This is a genomic window from Parabacteroides sp. Y3-G-102 (assembly GCF_023656845.1).
Taxonomy (GTDB): Bacteria; Bacteroidota; Bacteroidia; order Bacteroidales; family Tannerellaceae; genus Parabacteroides; species Parabacteroides distasonis.
The window spans coordinates 18,919-39,493 of sequence record NZ_JAMOKU010000013.1; the positions used below are offsets into that span (position 1 = coordinate 18,919).

Consider the following 20,575-nt stretch of genomic DNA (forward strand, 5'->3'; position numbering starts at 1 on the left):
TCACGTTACTATTGCGATATTTTCTTATTTTTGGAGAGTAATAATGATAATGTTGTGATGAGACAGATTGGTATCTTGCTTTTGTGTTGTATTTCCCTTTTATCGGGTGGAGCTCAAACAGTCCCGAACCTTTATCGTTCGGTGGATCAGGAAAAGATGAATCATTGGGTTGATTCCGTGTTTGACGCTATGAGTTATGATGAACGGATCGGGCAGTTGTTTATGATTATAGCGAACCCTAAATCCGATAATCGGAATATGCAACGGCTCATGCGTTACGTGAACGAGATCAAGATCGGGGGTATCTTGTTCCATAAAGGGGATCCGGTGACGCAGGCGGAGGTGACCAATCGTTTGCAAAAGGCTTCCCGGATTCCGATGTTGGTCTCTTTGGATGGGGAGTGGGGACTTTCCATGCGATTAAGCGGAACCACCCGTTTCCCGAAAAATATGATGCTAGGCGCTATCGAGGACAATGCCTTGATCGAGGAATATGGAAAAGAGGTGGGACGGCAGTGCCGGGAAATGGGAATTCATATAAATTTCGCTCCGGATATGGACGTGAATAGCAATGTGGATAATCCCGTGATCGACCTGCGTTCGTTTGGCGAGAATCCGGAGGCTGTGTCGGAGAAAGGTATTGCTTACGCAAGAGGATTGGAAAGTACGGGCATCTTGTCTGTCTCCAAACATTTCCCCGGACATGGAGATACTTCTGAGGACTCGCACGAGACATTACCCGTCGTGCGCCATAACCGGGCCCGCTTGGATAGCGTGGAACTTCTTCCTTTTAAACGTTATATATATGATGGGTTCGCCGGGATAATGACGGGACATCTTTATGTTCCGGCATTGGACAAAAGTCATAAGCCGGCTTCTTTCTCTAAGGCGGTAGTGACGGATCTATTACAGAAAGAACTCGGTTTTCAAGGTCTGTGCTTTACGGATGCTTTAGCGATGAAAGGGGCTTCCACAAAGAAAACGGATAATCCTTCGGTGAAGGCTTTGCTTGCGGGGAATGATATCTTGCTCGCTCCGGCCGCTCCAATCAATGATTTTACGGCCGTGAAAGAGGCTATCGAGGAAGGGGTATTGGATCTGGAAGCGATCGAGGCCAAGTGCTTGAAAATATTAAGGTACAAATATATCGCTGGATTGAATGCCTATAAGCCGGTCGAAACAAAAGGCTTATCGAAACGTTTGAACTCTCCGCATGCGGCATGGATGGCGGCGAAATTGAATTCGGAGGCTATTACCGTTTTGAAGAATGAGGATACAATCTTACCTCTTAAACAGTTGAATAAGAAAAAGATCGCGGCACTCTCGATTGGAGACGGGGTTGGTAATGAATTCCAGAAAATGCTGGGCGAATATGATTCGATCGCTTGCTTTAGCATCGGACGGCGTTCTACGGCTGCCCAAGTCCAGCAGGTTTATAATAAATTGCAAAAATACGACGTGATCATTTGTGGCGTACATACGATTCGCATTCCCGAGAGTTTAGCGTTGAGGCAGTTGGCCGCGAAGAAAGAGTTGGTCTATGCTTTCTTTACCTTACCATATGCTTGTAAGGAATATAAGAAGTCGATCGAGAAGGCGAAGGCGGTCGTGTTGGCTTACGAGGGCACTCCCTTAGCGCAGGAATATGCGGCCCAAGTGATATTCGGTGGTATTGCGGCGAAAGGGAAACTTCCGGTTTCGATTCCGGGATTGTATTATGCGGGTACTGGTATTTTTACGGAAAAGACTCGTTTGGGGTATCACCAGCCGGAAGAGGTGGGAGCGAATCCGGACCGTCTGGATGTAATTGAGTCGATCGTTAAAGAGGGATTGGATGAGAAGGCTTATCCTGGATGCCAAGTGTTGGTGGCGAAGGACGGCGTGATTATCTATAATAAATCGTTCGGTTATTTTGATTACGAAAGTAGGCAGCCGGTCACGGAGTCATCGGTCTATGACTTGGCCTCGGCGTCAAAGGCGGCGGGAACTTTATTGGCGGTCATGAAAGCGTATGATGAGAAGAAATTCACCTTGAACAATAAGATCTCCGATTTTATACCGGAGTTGAAGGAGTCTAATAAAAAGGATTTATCGATAAAAGAGTTACTGTACCATCAATCGGGAGTGACTCCAACTATTAATTTCTATCTGGATGCCATTGATAAGGATAGTTATAAAGGCAGTTTATATAGTTCGGCGAAGAACGCTACGCATCCGGTTCGTTTTGACGCTAAAACGTATGTCCGGAATGATTTTAAATATCTTCCAGATGTAGTATCAGATACACGGAAACCCGGATTTACGACTGAGGTAGCCCGTAATTTCTATGTGAGTGATTCCTTTAAAGATACGATCCTTCAAGATATCAAGAAATCCCGTTTGGGTACGAGAGGTAGGTACGTATATAGTTGCGTGAATTTCATTATGCTGAAAATGATGGTGGAAAATCTGATGAAATCTCCGATGGACCAGCTTCTTCGGGATGATTTCTACAGCGGGTTAGGGGCTTGGCATACCACTTATAATCCGTTGAAGCGAATGGACACCTTGCAAATTGTACCTACGGAACAAGATGGGTTTGTCCGCCGTCAATTGCTTCGCGGATATGTGCATGATGAGGCGGCCGCTTTTCAAGGGGGTGTTTCTGGAAACGCTGGATTATTTTCGAACGCGAATGATCTGGCGAAGGTGCTCCAATTGATGCTAAACCAAGGGACTTATGGCGGCGAGCTCTATCTTTCTTTGGAAACCAGCCGTTTGTTTACACAAAGCAAGAGCCCGACTTGCCGTAGAGGGCTAGGATTTGATAAGCCGGTGATTGGTAATCCGAAAGCCTCGCCTTGTGGGGCTTTGGCTCCCGCCTCGGTCTATGGACATACAGGATTTACGGGTACTTGTTTTTGGATAGATCCGGATAACCAGCTTATTTATATATTTTTGAGTAACCGGGTGAATCCTAGCCGGGCAAATAATAAACTGGGATCGCTTGATATACGTACTCGCATACAGGATGCGATCTATAAGGCGATTGATAGGAAAAGCCAAAAAGATTCGTAATTTTGTGACAGTTTTAACAGATAGGTATTAATTAAAAAGCAGGTATATGTTATACGGACACGGTGATGATTTTTATAACGCAAAGAACGAGGTAAAGATAAACTTTAGCTCGAATGTGTGGCACGGAGCTAATTTAGATAAACTGAAGGAACATTTGATCGAGCATTTTGAAAAGTTGACTCGTTATCCGGAGCCGGATGCCGCAACTTTGAAAAGATTGTTGGCCCGCCGGTATGAGATCAAGGAGGAGAATATCGTAGTGACGAATGGTTCGATCACCGCTTTTTATTTGTTAGCGCAAGCTTGGCGAGGTGCGAAATCCATGATCGCTATTCCTTCTTTCTCTGAATATGAGGACGCTTGCCGTTTGCATGAGCATGAGATCTCTTTCTTCCCGACATCGGACGATTTATCAGAGTTATCCTTGGAGGGACAGGATTTCTGTTGGATTTGTAATCCGAATAATCCGGATGGAAAGCTGATCCACCGTACGGAGCTTCTCCGTTTGATCTCGGCGAATCCGCAGACTACCTTCATTATTGATCAGGCATACGTGGCTTTTACGACGGAAGACATGCTAAAGCCGAGTGACGTGAAAACGCATAAGAACTTAATCCTTGTCCAGTCTATCTCGAAGGCTTATAATATCCCCGGCTTGCGTATCGGTTATCTGGTCGCTTCTCCGGAGATCGCGGAGAAAGTGAACAAGTATATCATACCTTGGTCGGTAAATGCTATCGCTATCGAGGCAAGTAAATATATCTTGATCCATCCGGCGCAATTTACGTTGCCGATCCGTAAATGGCAGCGTGAGACCGCGGATTTTATTTACCAATTAAGTAAATTGGATGGCTTGGAGGTAATCCCGACCTCTACGACTTTCTTCCTTGTCCGTTTGAAGAAGGGTACAGCCGCTGATTTAAAGCAATTCCTTTTAGATAATTACGGAATCTTGATCCGTGACGCTTCGAATTTCCGGGGCTTGGATGAGACTTATCTACGGCTCTCTACCCAGAAAGCTGATGAGAACCAGCTTTTACTTGAGGGGGTAAAGATTTGGTTGGACCAACGATAAACGACTATGAAGGGGAGGGGGGAACCCCTTCCTGTTAAAAAAGCCAGCCGATAAATAGAGGTAGGTAATCTTTTAGCTCTGTCTTTAGAAGTTCTGTTGCCTTGTTCTTGTATCTTTCCACGGTTCGTATGGATATTTGCATTTCCTCTGCGATTTCTCCATAGCTCTTATTCTCGAAACGATTCTTCTCGAATGCGAGCCGATAGTTCTCCGGTAGCTTGTCAAGGGCTTGTCTTAATAACGTTTGCAGTTCTTCCCATGTGTAGAGTTCCTCACTACTTTCCGCATAGATCGGGATTTGTTCTTGGATGAGCGATTCGTAATATCTTTCATGGTTGCGTTGCAGATAATTTAAGCAGTGATTTCTGGCGCAAGTGACGAGATAGCTACGTGCGGAGGTCTTTACTGAGATACGGCTGCGATTTTCCCAAATAGCGAAAAACACGTCCTGCACGATATCTTCTCTTGTTTCCTTATCTGTGATAAAGCGTTTGGCGTACATACAAAGTGCCGGATAATATAACTCGAATAAGCGGTGGAAGGCGAGCCTATTATCTTCAGTCGTAATTTGTTCTAAAAGTAAATCGACATTAATAGCCTTGGTATGATTTCTTTCCATGATGGGGCAAAGGTATATATTTTTTGAAGAGAACAAAATTAAAAAAACTCATTTTCGCTGTCGTGTTTTTCTTTAGAGTGTGTCTCTATAAGTAAAGGAAGAAAATATATGGAAAGAAAGGTAGAACATAAAAGTGTGTCACGTCAGGTAGAGGAAATTAAAGCCTTGTCTGAGGACATATTAGAGTATCGATCGATTGACGTGCAAAAGGCATGGCTACGAATGGAACGTCGGGTAGGGCGGCAAGCTGTCAGACGAACTTTGTCGCTGCTTTTTACTCGTGCGGCAGTTATATTGGTGCTTCCGTTGTTATTTTCTTCGTTACTTTTCTCCTATTTGTATTATGCCACAAGATATGACGAGAAGTCCCAGCCTGTCGTTTATGCTGAGGTTAACTCCCTGCCCGGAACGATTACTCGGTTTGTGTTGCCAGACCAGTCTGTCGTATGGTTGAACTCGGGTAGTAAATTGACCTATCCGTCGGTGTTCGAGGAGAAAGAGCGCAAGGTGTTACTTTCCGGCGAAGGATATTTCGAGGTGGAGGCCGATCCGGAACATCCCTTTTGTGTATCAACTTCCGAAGGTTTACGGGTGGTGGCCTATGGAACAAAATTTAATGTCAATGCCTATGCTGACGAACCTTTTATAGAGGCCGTGTTGGAAAAAGGAAAGATTGACGTGATCCGGAATGATGAACGTATCCGATTGGAGCCGAACAAACAGGCGGTATTGGATAAGGAGAGCGGTACTTTCAGTGTTTCTGCGGCCAACCTGGAGGAGAAAATGGATTGGAAAGGAGGACGGATAGTTTTCCGGAATACTTCTTTGGATAAGGTGTTGAAACGATTGGAGAAACGATATAACGTGGAGATCGTATTGCATAAGAGCGGGAATGCGGAGTATAAATATCGGGCGACCTTTACTACGGAGACTTTGGAACAGATCTTGGATTATTTGAAACAGACTGCTCCTATCGAATGGACATCACGAGAGCCTTCGCAACGTCTGGATTCCTCGTTTGTTCGCCGGAGGATCGATGTTTATCAAAGATAATTGGAAATCTATACTAATATATTGTGTAATCATTAAATCTGTATGCTCATGAGCACATTTCATTTACGTAAGAGAAATCTTGCGCGGTGTTTACCTAATTCGGGCCGTATACTGAAACTTAGTACGGCATTTACATTTTTGACAGCTTTCCAGCTATATGCGGGAACATCTTCTTCGCAAGGAATGACACTTTCCTTGTCGTTGAAGAACGCAACGGTAGAACAAGCGATTGATCGGATCGAACAGGAGACTGGTTATTCTTTCTTGTATTCCAATCATGTCCTAGACACGAACCGTCTTATCAGTTTGAATGCTAGCAATAAGGATATAAGTGTGGTCTTGTCACAGGTTTTCGACAATATGGGGGTCGAATACAAGATTGTGGATAGGCAAATCATTTTGTCGCGTAAGGTGGAGTCCGCTCCTGTCGTACAGCAACAAGGCCGTAAGGTACAGGGTGTCGTATTGGATCCGAGTCAAGAACCGATCATTGGTGCGAATGTCTTGGTGAAAGGAACCTCTATTGGTACAATCACGGATATTGATGGTCGTTTCACGTTGGAAGTACCTGATAATGCGGTACTGGTCGTTTCTTATATCGGTTATTTGTCTATGGAGCTGACTCCGGGCTCGAAGACGGATCTGACGATATCTTTGAAAGAGGATTCGCAAAACTTGGACGAGGTTGTAGTGGTAGGTTATGGTGTTTCTCGTAAAAAGGACTTGACGGGTGCGGTTTCGGTCTTGAAGATCGATGACTTGAAAGATACACCGGTATCCAGCGTAGACCAAATGATGCAAGGTAAATTATCTGGCGTGAACGTGATGCCGGATAATATGCCGGGTGGTGGTGTCGCTGTCCGTATCCGTGGTTATAGTACGATTCGTAACAATGACCCTCTTTATATCATTGACGGTATTCCCGTGGATGGGGGAATCAATTTCTTGAATCCGAATGATATAGAGTCCATGCAAGTATTGAAAGATGCTTCCTCTGCTTCTATTTATGGAGCGCGTGCCGCCAATGGTGTTGTTATCATTAATACGAAAAAGGGAAAAGAAGGACAATTCAATGTGAATTTAGATGCGTACTTCGGTGTACAAAAAGCGGCTAAACAATTGAAGATGTTGAATGCGCAGCAATTTGGCGATATGTTGTGGCAAGCGATGAAAAACGACGGAAAGACACCTTCACACGATGTTTATGGAAACGGTGATCAAGCGGTTGTGCCCGAATATCTGGATAAAGATCATAAAATTCCTTCTGATGACGTGGATTGGGTAGATGAGATTTTGCGTGCCGCTATCGTTCAATCCTATAACCTTTCCTTCACGAAAGCCGATAAGAAATCCAATCAATTGTTTTCTTTGGGGTATTATGATCAGCAGGGATTGGTGAAGTTAAGCGATTTCAAGCGTGTGAGCGGTCGCTTTAATTCCGAGTATAAATTGTTCGATGACCATCTTCGTATCGGGGAGAATATTTCTCTTTCTCATTCTTGGGGTACTAGTGTCTCCAATAATGCGGCGTTGGGAGGAACTTTGTATGAGGCCTATAAGTTCCAGTCGATCACACCGGTGAAGAACTTGGAGGATGAATATGCGGGAAATGTCTTTTCGGATATTCCTAACCCGATGGGAAAGTTGCATAGAAATAAGGATAACAAGGATAAGAAGAGCCGCTTGGTGGGTAATTTGTACGCAGAGCTGCACTTGTTTGACGGATTTATGTTCAAGACTTCTTTTGGTGCAGACTATAATAATCTATACAGACGTTCTTTTAGCCCTAAATATGATGAGATCAACGCTTCTGAGAAATTAAGTGGTTTGTCTAACCGGAATGCATGGAACTTCAACTGGGTGTTCACGAATACCTTGAACTATACCAAGACATTTGGCGATCATACGATCAATGCATTGTTGGGTCTGGAGTCGTTGAGAAACCGGTATGAGTATTTTACGGCTTCGAGAGATGGTTTCCCTTCGGATGATCCTAACTTCCATTTCTTGGATGCGGGCGATGTAGGAACCCAAAAGAACTCAGGGTCTGCCACGGAGTATAGCATGGTCTCTTATTTCGGCAAGATCGATTACAATTATCACGATCGTTATTTGGTCGCTTTCACTTTGCGTCGGGATGGATCTTCCCGTTTGGGGAATAATAAGTGGGGTAACTTCCCGGCCGCTTCGGTGGGATGGCGTATCAGTAATGAGCCATTCTTTGATGTGGAGGCTATCAATAACTTGAAGCTTCGTGTCGGTTGGGGACAAAATGGTAACTCTGATGTTCCTTCTTACGCAACGATCGATTCCTATAAGAGTAGTTCATCTACCTCGAATTATCCGATTGATGGAAGTCAAAGCTCTGTGGATTTAGGATTTGTGCAGACTCGTAATGGTAACGCTAATTTGAAGTGGGAGACGACCACTCAAACCAATGTTGGCTTGGACTTAGGTTTCTTAAGCGGTGACTTGAATTTGACATTGGACTTCTTTAATAAGGACACCAAGGATTTGTTGTGGCGTAGAGCCTTACCTGCTTCGATCGGAGGAACGAACATGACGGTTTGGGATAACGTCGGAAAGATGAATAACAAGGGTTTTGAGATGGAGGTGAATTATCAGAAACAGATCAATCAAGATTTTGGCTTCTCTGTAGCATATAATTTCTCTATCATCAAGAATAAGATGACAGAGCTGAATGGCGTGGATTATATTGGTCTTTCCAGCAGCGAACTTCATGGACGAAACTTTGACCAAGAGACCTCTCGTTCGGCGGTAGGACAACCGATCGGCTCTTTCTTCGTGTATGAGGCAGATGGCTTGTTTCAAAACGACGCAGAGATCCAAAACTATAAGAATGATAAGGGCGAGCTGTTGCAACCGAACGCTAAACCTGGCGATATTCGCTTTAAGGACTTGAACGGTGATGGAGTAATCAATAGCGAGGATCGTGATTTTGTAGGTAGCCCGCTGCCTGATTGCAGTATGGGTCTAACGCTTGGGTTCAATTATAAGAACTTTGATATAAGTGCGTTCTTCCAAGGGGTATTTGGTAACGAGGTTTATAATTTGACAAATTATTTGGGTGAGTTCTATAATCAAGCTCAGTATAATAAAAACTCTACGATTCTGGATGCTTGGAGACCGGATCATACGAATACGGATATACCACGTGTAACATTGGATGACCCGAATAATAATATCCGGCCTTCTACTTATTATATTCATAACGCTTCCTTCGTTCGTTTGAAGAATTTGAAGATTGGTTATACCTTGCCGGATCGGATCGCATCTAAATTGAAATTGAAACGTACCTATATTTATTTACAAGGACAGAACCTGTTTACGATAACGGGCTATAATGGTATTGATCCGGAGGTGGGTTTACAGAGCTATTCTTCCGAGAACCGAAATTTGGATATGGGTGTTGATCGTGGCGTATACCCGTTGCCAAGGACATTCACCTTAGGAGTTAATGTTAATTTTTAATTGAAAATCTGATGTACGATGAAAAAGATAGTTAGTTTAGTTGTTGCGGCTTTAGTGATGTGCTCTTGTGCCGATTCTTTTCTTTCTGAGGAGCCTGTAGGGGAATTTATGCCCGAGCAGGTAGAAAGTGAGGAAAACATAGAGGGAATCGTGATAGGTGCTTATGCGGTATTGGATGGATATTATGCTTCGGATGCGATCAACTCCGGTTGTTCGAATTGGCAGTTTGGGGATGTCGTATCTGACGATGCCTATAAAGGGGGTGGAGGTACCGGTGACCAAAACCAGATTCACTTGATGGAAATCTTTAATGCCAATCCGACGGGTATCGATTTTGAGGCTCGTTGGGCTGCTCTTTATGAGGGTGTAAAGCGTTGTAATCAAGCGATTCGTTTGTTGAGCAATAGTACGGTAAAGAACAAAGAGCAACGTTTGGCGGAAATGCGTTTCTTGAGAGGACACTATTATTTCAACTTGAAAGTCATCTATAATTTGATCCCTTGGATTGATGAGACGGTGGTTGATCCGAATGAGTATCATACGAAATCGAATATGGAGTTTACGTCCGACCAGCTATGGGAAAAGATTTTGGGGGAATTCTCTGCCGCTTATCAAGTCTTGCCAGAAAGCCAATCAGATTATGGACGTCCTACCAAAATGGCGGCAAAAGCTTATATGGCTAAGGTGTATTTATATCAGTCGAAATGGAAAGAGTGCCTAAGTGCTTGTGATGAGGTGATCCAGTCCGGGAAATATACGCTGTATCCTGATTTCAGGGAAGTGTTCTTGCCGGAGAATGATAACAACTCAGAAATTATTTTTGCGGTTCAGTTATCTATTAACGATGGAGCGTCCAGTAATCAAAACGGAAGTTATGGCGATCGTTTGTTACCGCCGGGAGGTCCTTATCCAACTTATGGATTCTTGCGGCCGACTCAGAATTTGGTAAATGCTTATAAGACGAATGAAAACGGCTTGCCTTATAATGATGGTAAGGATGTAGCGGAAAGCGACTATGTGGATGTTCGTTTGGATCATACCTTGGCTCGGCCAAATATTCCGTTTATGGATGTACAGGTGTATGATTGGACTCCAAGAGAGGCTAGCGTATATGGCCCGTATAGTCCGAAGAAACGTTTGGTATCGTTGAACTCTACCCATTACTCTCCAATATGGCCATATGTGAATGCGTTGAATTTTTACGTGATTCGTTATGCGGATTTGCTGTTGTGGAGAGCTGAGGCCGCTATCGAGACCGGTGATTTGGAGACTGGACGTAAGTATATTAATAAAATTAGGGAGCGTGCAAAGAATACACAGCATGTCAAGCTGTGGGATGATCAGTCGCAAGATGCCGCTAATTATAAGGTGGAGATTTATACCGAGCCATTTAAGTCGAAAAATGAGGCTGTGCAAGCATTGCGTATGGAAAGACGTTTAGAGATGGCTCATGAGGGTATCCGCTTCTTTGATTTAGTGCGTTGGGGTATTGCGGATGAGGTTCTCAATGTGTATTTTGAGAAAGAAAAAACATTCCGTTCCCACTTGCAGAATGCTCGCTTTGTAAAAGGAAAGCATGAGTATTTTCCTATACCTCAATCTGTTATAGATATTTGTGGTGCTGAGGTAATGAAACAGAATCCGGGTTATTAAAGTTTTATGAATGGTTGAAAGAAAAGGCAGTGCCCGTTTGGGGCTGCCTTTTTTATTATTTTTGTATAGAGATGAAACAATTGAGATTTCTTTTATATCTGTTGAGTTGGGTTGTTTGCTGTGAGCTATCTGCGACTCCCCATAATATCGCTTCTTTGGCGAAAGTCTCTTGCTCTTCTGCGTTAACGCAGGAACAAGGTTGTGAGAATGTAGTGGATCAGGTGATTCGTATTGCAGGAAAAGGAGAGTGGGTCGCTAAAACAAAGTTGGACTTCCGGGGGCGGGTGTATCCCTATCCTTGGATTCAATTGGATTGGGAAGAGCCCATTTATACGAATCAAGTCATATTATATGATCGGGTAGATAAGGACAGCCATACGGCGGCCGGTACGTTGTTCTTTAGCGATGGAAGCTCAATCACGGTCAACCAGATTCCTAATGATGGAGCACCGAAAGTGGTGACGTTTGAGACTAAAAAAATAGAATGGCTTCGTTTTCAGGCGACAGATGGGGAAGGACGAGATTTAGGTTTGTCTGAGATAGAGGTTTATCCCGCACCGGAATCTTATACAGATTATGTCTCATGGGTTAATCCGTATATCGAGACGGCTAAGGGGCGGTATTTTTTCTTTGTTACAGGAAGCTTGCCTTTTGGAATGATCAGTTCCGCTCCGTTAACCCGTAATATCAATCAGGGAGGAGGAGGTTATAATTATAACTCTACAACGGTATTAGGTTTTCCGCAAATTCATAATTGGATGATTTCTGGCTTGTCTCTGATGCCAGTAAAAGACGAGGTAGATGTCTGTGGGGGGGATAAGGCTTGGCGTTCTTCTTTCTCCCATGAGGGTGAGATCGTTCAACCCGGCTATCATCGTTTATTTTTGGATTCCTACAAGATATGGGTGGAACAGACCGTTACGGATCGAGTGGGGCTTTATCGTCTTACGTATGCGGAAGATGGTTTGGCGAAGGTCTTGGTGAACTTGGGAGGTCATATCGCTACTTCTACTTTGTTGAATGCTCATGTGACTAAAGTGAGTGATACGGAGATCTCCGGATATTTTGATACAGCCGGTCGTGTATGGGGCGGTGTGGATGTTGCGAAAGTGTATTTTGTCGTTCAATTCAATAAGCCAATCGAGGCATTGAATGGTTGGGTGGGCGATAAGAAGGAAATGGGAGTTGGACATTTTACGGGTTCTTCCGAATTAATTACCGTGCCTAAGTCCTCTTTTAAACAATCTCCTTCTTCTGGCGTAGAAGCTTGTTTTGGATCTTTTAAGGCTGGTGATGAGCTGTTGTTGAAGACCGCTATCTCTTATGTGAGTGAGGAAAACGCCCGTGAGAATATAGAGCGGGAATGTAAACATTGGGATTTTGATCAAGTTAAGAGTGCGTCCGAGCGTATTTGGAATGAGTGGTTGGGAAAAATTGATGTGCAAGGTGGTTCTTTTCAGCAAAAGACCAAGTTTTATACCGATTTGTGGCACATATTGTTGGGGCGCCATAAGATAGATGATAGCAATGGCGAGTATCCGGATTATTTGTCCGGAGGAGAACGTATTGGAAAACAAACAAGGATACATACGATTGCTCCTAAATTCCAAGTACGGACTTTGCCTAAAGATAAAACAGGAAAATCAAGGTTTCATATGTATAATTCAGATGCTCTATGGTTGACACAGTGGAATTTAAACACGTTGTGGGGACTGGCGTATCCTTCTGTTTTAGACGAGTTTTCCGCTTCTTTTATCGAATATGACAAGAATGGAGGTCTATTACCTCGTGGGCCGTCCATAGGGTCTTATACTTATATTATGACGGGCTGTCCGGCTACCTCCTTGATTACTTCCGCTTATCAGCGAGGGGTATTTCATAAATGGTCGCCCAAGGAGGGATATGCGGCTATGAAAAGGAATCATGAGAAAGGTGGTATGCTTGCCTTTGATATGGATAAAGAGTTGGAGTTCTATATTAAACATGGATATTGCCCAGAAGAGGCTGGCTTGACTATTCAATGGGCCTTTGAGGATTGGGCTTTGGGAGAAATGGCGAAAGCTATGGGAAAACTCAAGGATTATAATTATTATAGAAATCGTTCCTTGGGCTGGCCTGCGTCTTGGCATCCGGATTTGAGGTTGATGATGCCTAGAAAAGAAACAGGAGAGTGGGTCCATTTGGATCCTTTGTCCGAGCGTGGGTTTGTACAAGCCAATGCTTGGCAGGCTACTTTTGGATTATCTCATGACATTGAAACATTGGCTCGCTTGATGGGAGGTAATGACAGCTTAGCTACTCAATTGAATTATGTGTTTGAGATGTCGAAAAATGCAAGATTCCTGTCTAGTTATGTTAGTTATGCCAATCAACCCGGTTGCTCGAATGCGCACGTTTTCTCACATGTAGGAAAGCCTTGGCTGACTCAATATTGGGTGCGTCAGGTCGCTAAACAGACCTATGGTGATATTACGCCAGAGCGAGGCTACGGCGAAAATGATGAAGATCAAGGACAGATGGCTGGAATAAGTGCACTGATGGCTATGGGATTATTCAGTTTAGATGGAGGCTCTGCCTATAATCCGATGTATGATATTACAAGCCCTGTTTTCAATGAGATTACGATTCGATTGGATTCTCGGTATTATAAAGGGAACGAGTTTAAGATTAAAGTACATGATAACTCCCCTGAGAATTGTTATATCCAGAAAGCTTCTTTGAACGGAGAGATGTATCATAAATATCAATTGCCGCATACCGTATTTGAGCAAGGTGGCCTTTTGGAATTATGGCTTGGTGATAAACCAAACAAGGAATGGGGAACTCAATAACGATTTGGGCATATCTCTCAATTTGCATGATGATTCAAAAAAAGGATGTGCGTAACAATGAGGCACATCCTTTTTCATTTCCTTTTAAATCTAAGTAGCGTGTATTATTCTACTCGTTTGTTGATTACGATATGACCAAAATAGCCAAGGAGAACTAATCCCAGACCTGTAAGTAGAATACTATTTGTCATACCACCGGTGAAAAACGGTACAGCCAAAACTGCCGCACCAATAATGAGTACGATCACTCCTAGATTTTTAATTAACTCATTCATGGTTATAGATATTTTATAATTATTTTCTTTTCTACCGCAAATAAAGCAATAATAACCCGATCGTGAAAATATTTTCGGAGAAAAATAATGAAACGATTGAAATTAGCTTCTATATTTGTGTTATAATATAGTTACGTATGGGAAGAATACTTTACATAGTTTATTTGTGGCTGTTTTTTGTACCTGTATTTCTGGTACTGACTATACTTACGGCTGTGACGGTTATCATCGGTTGTCTATTGGGGGGAGAGAAAATCTTCGCTTATTATCCGGGTATGATCTGGTCTCGATTGACTTGCTATCTGGCGCTTTGTCCGGTGACGGTAAAAGGGCGTGAGCATATAGACCGGAAACAATCGTATGTTTTCGTCGCTAATCATCAAGGTGCGTTTGATATTTTCTTGATATATGGTTTCTTAGGCGTTCCCATTAAGTGGGTGATGAAGGCGGGTATCGCTAAAATTCCATTTGTCGGGACCGCCTGCCGTGCGGCCGGTTTTATCTTTGTCGATAATTCTACGCCGAAGGCTGCCGCTCGTAGTGTTTTGGAGGCGGAGCGTTGTCTTCGGAACGGGGCTTCCGTGGTTGTTTTCCCGGAAGGTTCGCGTACGTATACCGGAAAAATGATTCGTTTCAAGAAAGGGGCTTACCAAATGGCTCTGGATCAGCATTTGCCTATTATTCCGATCACCTTAAACGGGCCGTTTGATGTTTTGCCGATCGGGTCGTTGAATGTCCATCGTCATCGGATGGAGATGGTGATCCATTCGGCGGTTTCTACCGAGAATATAGACACTTCCCACAGAGGAATGCAAGTGTTCGCTGATCAGACTCAGGAAATCATAGCATCCGCCTTGTGGGAAGAATATAAATAATTTAGGTTATTATTTCCAACTTTTCAGGATGTCATGTTTCGCTACTTTCAGGCTGAATCCGAAATTATCACCGAACATGGAACCGGCATCAGCAGCCAAAGATCCTGTAAATTCCCATCCCGATAAACGGGGATGTTGATAAGAGATATCTAAAAGTCCGGAAGCTCCTCTTTTCTTGTTCAAGAAAGGGGTGGCATGTCTACCCCAACTATTCATCACGGTTACTAATACCCGATAAGATACTTGTGAGGAGATAGCGCCTTCCGCACCAAAATGCCAGTCACGAACACGGTTGTTCTTGAATCCTAATGAACCGGCCTCGTTATACTCTGGGCTTGTGATCAGAGGAGAACCTATCGCCCGGTTAAAATAAGAGGCTCCGGTAGTGTATTCTCCGTTGTTATAATAATCATCACCACCGCCACCTACGCCGGGATGTAGGTCGTGATCAAAATCGATGAAGTGGAACTGTCCGCTTTGGTCTCTTGTAACCAGATACTCCACGACCACCTTACGCAACCACGGAAATTTTGGTAAATCCAATTGTCCTCCCCATAATCCGTCGGTATTGTTTACGAATATCATACCGGATTTATCCTCGAACAAATGTTGGTAATAGGCGGATACTTGCCAGTTTGGTTGTGTAAAAGCCAATTTGAAATCGTAAGAACCGTAATGATTACCCAATACATTGATCTGATCGGATACTGTTGCATTGTCACCACCTTCACTACCGCAAATAACCCGGATCAGGTCCTTGATGGATTGAGGCTGCTTTCCGATCTTAGGATTGGTTGAGGTTCCTCCCCATTGTGCCCAATGCTGTACACCGATTACACCGGATAACGGAAAATCATTGCGTGTATCCTTGATCTGTACAAATAATGATTTATGATGCCATAAAACGTTATCTACGTAAGTTTGCTTATTGTTTGTGAAGTTAGCCAGATAATCCTTGTCGAAAGAACGACCGACGGCAAAGTCTCCTTTGACTTGCATCCAGCCTTTCGTTAAAGGAACGACGGTAAATTCCGGAATACTGATGTTCACTTCCGGAATCGGGCGGGCATTGGCAGATTGTACGATATCGCCCGAGCTAAGCCAACGATCCCAAAGAGAATTATAGCGTTCCTTGCTTCCTACACTCAATAGCAAGCATTTGTAACCTAACTCGGCATATATTTGTTGGATAAAGAAATTGCGATGACGAGGAACTGCGGCCACTACGTCTAATCCGGCTCCCCAGCGAAAACCTTTGCCAAAAGTTTGATTATGGAATACTCCCGCATTCAAATATCCGTTATTCGCTTCCAAAGGAACAATTCCGTATCGATTGCTAACCATCCAGAAAGGGGTATTGTCGCCACTAGCTACCGATCCGAATATTTCGGCCTTGTAGGTAGTCGCTTCCGGAGTTGTCTCTTCTTCTTGAGCGAAACTAGCCGTTGCCATCCCCAGACAAGTCAGACCTATAAAAATTGATCGCACTGATTTCATGTATATATAAATGTTTTGTCTGGGCGCAAAGGTAAGGATTTATATGTTTGGTGCAACCATTATTGTTTCTTTAACCACTCGAATATAGTTTGATAGGCATCGTTCCGATAGGGCTTTTGAGATAGGATCAGATCGTGGATGCCGTTTGGAATGGTATCTCTCGTGACTTTGTCTCCTAGTTTCTCCCCGTATTTTTGAATGTCTTGAACATCCAAGACGATGTCGGAGGTCATGTATTCCTCATGCCATGTCTCTGTTTCCGGAAAAGATTTGTTGGAAGACATCACTAGTATCGGACAATCCAGTTTTAACCCTTTTTGTACCGTCTGTTGCGCTTCTTGTATGGCTTTGATCCATCCGGCTTTTTTCGGATGCCCGAATATCATTTTCCAGTTCGTGTCAAACTCCCATTCTCCTTTATATTGCTTAAGCAAGCTATAAGCGTAATTCGGATCACCCAAACCTTGTACGGTAAGATTCGGGAATAGCCTCCCGACAAACGCAACGGTTGGCAGTACGACTTTCTCCATAAACCATCCGAAATTCCAATCCAGAAAAGGGCTATTTAAGATAAGCCCGTCTACCGGTAACTCCCCTTTTTTACTATTCAAATAATAAGGTGTGATCAATCCGCCTGTAGAATGCGCCATTAATAATATCCGTTCATTACCTTCGGACCGGATGGTGGCTAAAGCGGTATCGATATCAGCGAAATACTCTTTTAGGCTCTTGCAAAAGAACGGGTTTTGATTGGGTAATATCGAACGTCCGTATTTCCGCAAGTCCATCGCATAAAAATTATATCCGTGAGCGTTTACGCTATCCCCTAATTGTTTCTGGAAAAAATAGTCATTATAGCCATGGATATACAGCACGGCCTGTTTTACGCTATCCAGTTGAGGTTTCTTGACCAGTGTGCAAACCACCTTCCCCTCATAGTCATCCGGCATCTGGAAGGTACGGCGTAAATAACCATTCCCCAATATATCGGGTACGTATTGGGCATATACCTCGCATAAAATGAAACAGAGGAATATAATAAGATTTATTTTTCGAGACATAAATATATTGTTTCTATTTTATAACTGTATTTGCAAAGATAGGGTTTATCAATCAATGGTAATTAACCAAGATCATAAAATAAAAAATGACAGATAAGCATGAAAAACGATAGGATAAACGTGAATATTGCAACTTATACGTAAAAAGCCCTATTTGTGGGTACTCTATGATTTTTAATCTTAATAATAAATATTTTACTTTGTTGGAAAATGGAAGCGTGTATGGAACCTGAAATAACTGTAATAATAGTAGATGACGACTTTGGATCAGTCCAAAGGCTACAAGACGATCTATCTGCCTTTTCTTGTATAAGGATACTGGATACGGCTATGACTGCGGAGATTGGTAAAAAACAAATCATTAAATATCATCCGGATTTGGTGTTTCTGGACGTGGAGCTACCGGATATGTCTGGCTTTGAACTGCTAAATGATATACAAGATGATATCCAGCCCAATTTGCGGATCGTATTCTATACGGCTTATGATAAATATATATTGGACGCTCTTCGTGCTTCAGCTTTCGATTATCTGTTAAAACCTTATTTAACGGAGGAGTTGGCCTCCCTTATAGAGCGTTTTCTTACGAGCGAGCCGAAAGATGTCATCAGCATGGAGAGATCGTTGCGAAAAATATTGAATCGAGACAATCGATTCGCTATCCAAACGGTATCCGGCCTCTTGATAGTCCGTTGTGAGGAAATATTCTTGTTTCAATTCTTGAAAGACCAGCGCTGTTGGCAGATTCTATTGACTTCCCGCAGTTCACATAAATTAAAGATGAGTACTACAGCGAAGGAGTTATTGTCTATCAATAATATGTTTGTCCAGATTAGTCAAGATTGCATCGTGAACCTGTCCTATTTGATGTTTATCGAGAATAAGACCTTACGATGTGAGTTTTATCCCCCCTTTCAGGATGAGGAGCGGATAGCCTCACATCGGTATTTTAAATTGTTGAGGGAACGGTTGGATATTATTTGATGATTACTTAACCTTATAAGAAAGTATGATATAATATCTTTTCTCGTTTGCGTCAAATTTGGACTACTTTATTAAAGGGAAATTCATTGTTTTGTGTCAATGCCAGTTTCATAGGCTCGGGCAACTGTATCGTAAATTCATGCGTTTCTCCTAATTTTATCTGTTTTGCAGGGTGTAATAGCCTTCTGAAGTGAATAACTAACGGCTTGTCGAGTGAATAACTAACGGCTATACCTAGCCACTAGCTTACGGCTTGGGAGGTGAATAACTAACCACAATGCTCACCCTCTTCGGTCAATGCGAAAAGTCTCGTATCTTCATCGCCCCATACACCTAAGATACTTCGCCAATGAACTTAGGATACTTTCTCAATGAAACTAAGATACCTTTTTCGCATGGCTAACTGATATGCCTATCCCCATTGAGTTTTTACTGACTCCATTGTTTTTGAGATAGTTAGTTGATTATTTACCGAAGTATTGTTTTATTCGATTATTTATATATCTTCGCATTACAGAAACCGTCGTTTCCAAAACGGTGGTTTCGGAACTGCGTATTTCTAAATCAATTTGAGTATGAGATTCTACGATAGAGAGAAAGAAATTAGCCGACTTCGAAAAATCGAGCAAGCATCACGAAACAATGCCCAGCTAACCGTTGAAAGATTATAAAATAACCTACTTAGGGCTGTCAATGGAGAATATGTGAAGACATTTGTCATAGCTGGTAGTTGAGAAATAGCGAAGGGTAAATATTATTTGAATAAATAACTACTTTTGTGGTGAGCCTTATTTAATTAATTGTTAATATTGCCGTGCGCAAAGATTAATCTTAAGTACCGAAAAGAATGGAAAAACAGTTATTTATCTCTATTGTAGAACGTTATTATCCTTGGATCAGCTGTTTGGAGAAAGCTGCGTTCCAGATACACGATGACGTAAACCAGAAATACGACCACGTATTACCCTATGGTTTCCATTTGAAAATGGTGGCCTCGTTCGTATCACGGTATGGATATTTGGTCGCGGAAAGTGAGGCGGACATCTTGGTATTGTATGGGAGTGCCTATCTGCATGACACGATAGAAGACGCACGGATGACTTACAATGATATCGTGAAATTTATCGATGATTTTCGAGTAGGGAGTTTGGTACTGCCGGAAGAGATCAAACGGAAGCTGGAAGAGCAAGTTCCGGAAATCGTATATGCCTTGACTAATGAGAAAGGGCGCAACAGGAAAGAACGTGCCAATGAGACCTATTATAAGGGGATACGGGATACGAGATTTGCGTCGTTCATAAAGATGTGCGACCGGTTGGCGAATATACAATATACGATGATGTTCGTCTTCGCGAACCGTATGCTTGAGGTCTATCGCAGAGAGTATCCGGAATTTATACGGTCGATCAGCGAAGGTTCTGTCACGCCAATACCGGATGTCATGAAAAAAGAGGCAGAATGGTTATTGAATAGCGAGTCGTATGTAATATAGGGTGATGTCTTTTTTCCAGAAATCCATACGAAGTGATGAAGATCTGCTTTCCGCATTGAGAGAGGGAAGTGAGGATGCGTTCACGGTTATTTATGAGCGGTATCATAAATTACTGTACGTATTAGCGTATAAATACCTGAAAAATTCATTCGCCGCGGAAGATGCCGTGCAGCAAGTATTCTTGAGGCTGTGGGAGTCGCATTCCTTATTGATGATAAACGTAAACTTGCGGAACTATCTCTATACGATGCTGAAAAACCATGTGTTGAATGAGATCCGGAATAATAATAGCGCGTTAGAGAAAAACTATGAGATCGTGCAATCTTCGCCGGAATATGAGGATGAGTTGTTGGCCAAGATTGAAGAGAAGGATATGATGGAACATTTCTACCAAGCGATCGAACACTTACCCGAGCAAAAACGGCAAGTCTGCTTATATAAGTTGAAAGGAAATCTATCGAATCAGGAAATCGCCGATAAGATGAGTATCTCGGTGCCAACCGTTAAAACTCATTATGCCCAAGCGATAAAAATACTTCGGACACATTTTGAACGGTTATTTTTATTTCTTTTATATTTGTGGAACTCATCCTATTGATCGTTTGGCGTGT

General features: G+C 42.8%; 14 protein-coding genes. 10 read left to right on the plus strand and 4 right to left on the minus strand.

Annotated elements, in window-relative coordinates; translation table 11 throughout:
• Nucleotides 1–57: 57 nt before the first annotated feature.
• The gene (locus tag NBH16_RS08275; protein ID WP_122382863.1) at nucleotides 58–3,057 is read left to right on the plus strand and encodes a serine hydrolase domain-containing protein; all 3,000 of its coding nucleotides are present in this window, start codon (nucleotides 58–60) and stop codon (nucleotides 3,055–3,057) included.
• 46 nt (nucleotides 3,058–3,103) lie between these two features.
• A complete protein-coding gene (locus NBH16_RS08280; protein WP_122382862.1) occupies nucleotides 3,104–4,132 on the plus strand; it encodes a pyridoxal phosphate-dependent aminotransferase in 1,029 nt (342 codons plus the stop codon).
• A gap of 34 nt (nucleotides 4,133–4,166) precedes the next feature.
• Here NBH16_RS08280 and NBH16_RS08285 read toward each other — a convergent pair whose 3' ends face one another.
• Nucleotides 4,167–4,751 carry an RNA polymerase sigma-70 factor gene (locus NBH16_RS08285; protein WP_008773734.1) on the minus strand — a complete coding sequence of 195 codons (585 nt, stop codon included), beginning with the start codon at nucleotides 4,749–4,751 and terminating at the stop codon, nucleotides 4,167–4,169.
• 108 nt (nucleotides 4,752–4,859) lie between these two features.
• Here NBH16_RS08285 and NBH16_RS08290 point away from each other — a divergent pair, with 108 nt between their 5' ends.
• The 4 genes from NBH16_RS08290 (at nucleotide 4,860) to NBH16_RS08305 (ending at nucleotide 13,780) form a co-directional block, all read left to right on the plus strand.
• Nucleotides 4,860–5,804, plus strand: a complete 945-nt coding sequence (locus NBH16_RS08290; protein WP_022191762.1) for a FecR family protein — start codon at nucleotides 4,860–4,862, stop codon at nucleotides 5,802–5,804.
• Nucleotides 5,805–5,846: 42 nt separating this feature from the next.
• Nucleotides 5,847–9,296, plus strand: a complete 3,450-nt coding sequence (locus tag NBH16_RS08295; protein ID WP_034532058.1) for a TonB-dependent receptor — start codon at nucleotides 5,847–5,849, stop codon at nucleotides 9,294–9,296.
• Nucleotides 9,297–9,314: 18 nt separating this feature from the next.
• Nucleotides 9,315–10,949 carry a RagB/SusD family nutrient uptake outer membrane protein gene (locus tag NBH16_RS08300; protein ID WP_087342423.1) on the plus strand — a complete coding sequence of 545 codons (1,635 nt, stop codon included), beginning with the start codon at nucleotides 9,315–9,317 and terminating at the stop codon, nucleotides 10,947–10,949.
• 71 nt (nucleotides 10,950–11,020) lie between these two features.
• Entirely contained in the window at nucleotides 11,021–13,780 is a 2,760-nt protein-coding gene (locus tag NBH16_RS08305; protein WP_202194148.1) for a GH92 family glycosyl hydrolase, read from the plus strand.
• Nucleotides 13,781–13,884: 104 nt separating this feature from the next.
• Here the strand turns inward: NBH16_RS08305 and NBH16_RS08310 are convergent, their stop codons facing one another.
• Nucleotides 13,885–14,055 carry a hypothetical protein gene (locus tag NBH16_RS08310; RefSeq protein WP_005854067.1) on the minus strand — a complete coding sequence of 57 codons (171 nt, stop codon included), beginning with the start codon at nucleotides 14,053–14,055 and terminating at the stop codon, nucleotides 13,885–13,887.
• Between the two features lie 137 nt (nucleotides 14,056–14,192).
• On the opposite strand from NBH16_RS08310, the gene NBH16_RS08315 reads away from it, so the two are divergent.
• On the plus strand, nucleotides 14,193–14,930 hold the full coding sequence (locus NBH16_RS08315) for a lysophospholipid acyltransferase family protein (protein ID WP_122382861.1): 738 nt from the start codon (nucleotides 14,193–14,195) through the stop codon (nucleotides 14,928–14,930).
• 9 nt (nucleotides 14,931–14,939) lie between these two features.
• Here the strand turns inward: NBH16_RS08315 and NBH16_RS08320 are convergent, their stop codons facing one another.
• Nucleotides 14,940–16,427: a capsule assembly Wzi family protein gene (locus tag NBH16_RS08320; RefSeq protein WP_122382860.1), complete on the minus strand. Its 1,488-nt coding sequence runs from the start codon at nucleotides 16,425–16,427 to the stop codon at nucleotides 14,940–14,942.
• Nucleotides 16,428–16,486: 59 nt separating this feature from the next.
• Nucleotides 16,487–17,488 carry an alpha/beta hydrolase gene (locus NBH16_RS08325; protein WP_122382859.1) on the minus strand — a complete coding sequence of 334 codons (1,002 nt, stop codon included), beginning with the start codon at nucleotides 17,486–17,488 and terminating at the stop codon, nucleotides 16,487–16,489.
• 222 nt (nucleotides 17,489–17,710) lie between these two features.
• Between NBH16_RS08325 and NBH16_RS08330 the strand changes: the two genes are divergently transcribed.
• From NBH16_RS08330 to NBH16_RS08340, 3 genes are all read left to right on the plus strand, one after another.
• Nucleotides 17,711–18,472, plus strand: a complete 762-nt coding sequence (locus tag NBH16_RS08330; protein WP_121961779.1) for a LytR/AlgR family response regulator transcription factor — start codon at nucleotides 17,711–17,713, stop codon at nucleotides 18,470–18,472.
• An 847-nt stretch (nucleotides 18,473–19,319) separates the two neighbouring features.
• Complete coding sequence (locus NBH16_RS08335) at nucleotides 19,320–19,964, plus strand: HD domain-containing protein (protein ID WP_122378518.1); 645 nt, start codon at nucleotides 19,320–19,322, stop codon at nucleotides 19,962–19,964.
• 4 nt (nucleotides 19,965–19,968) lie between these two features.
• Complete coding sequence (locus NBH16_RS08340) at nucleotides 19,969–20,562, plus strand: RNA polymerase sigma factor (protein ID WP_034532049.1); 594 nt, start codon at nucleotides 19,969–19,971, stop codon at nucleotides 20,560–20,562.
• The last annotated feature ends 13 nt before the right edge of the window (nucleotides 20,563–20,575 follow it).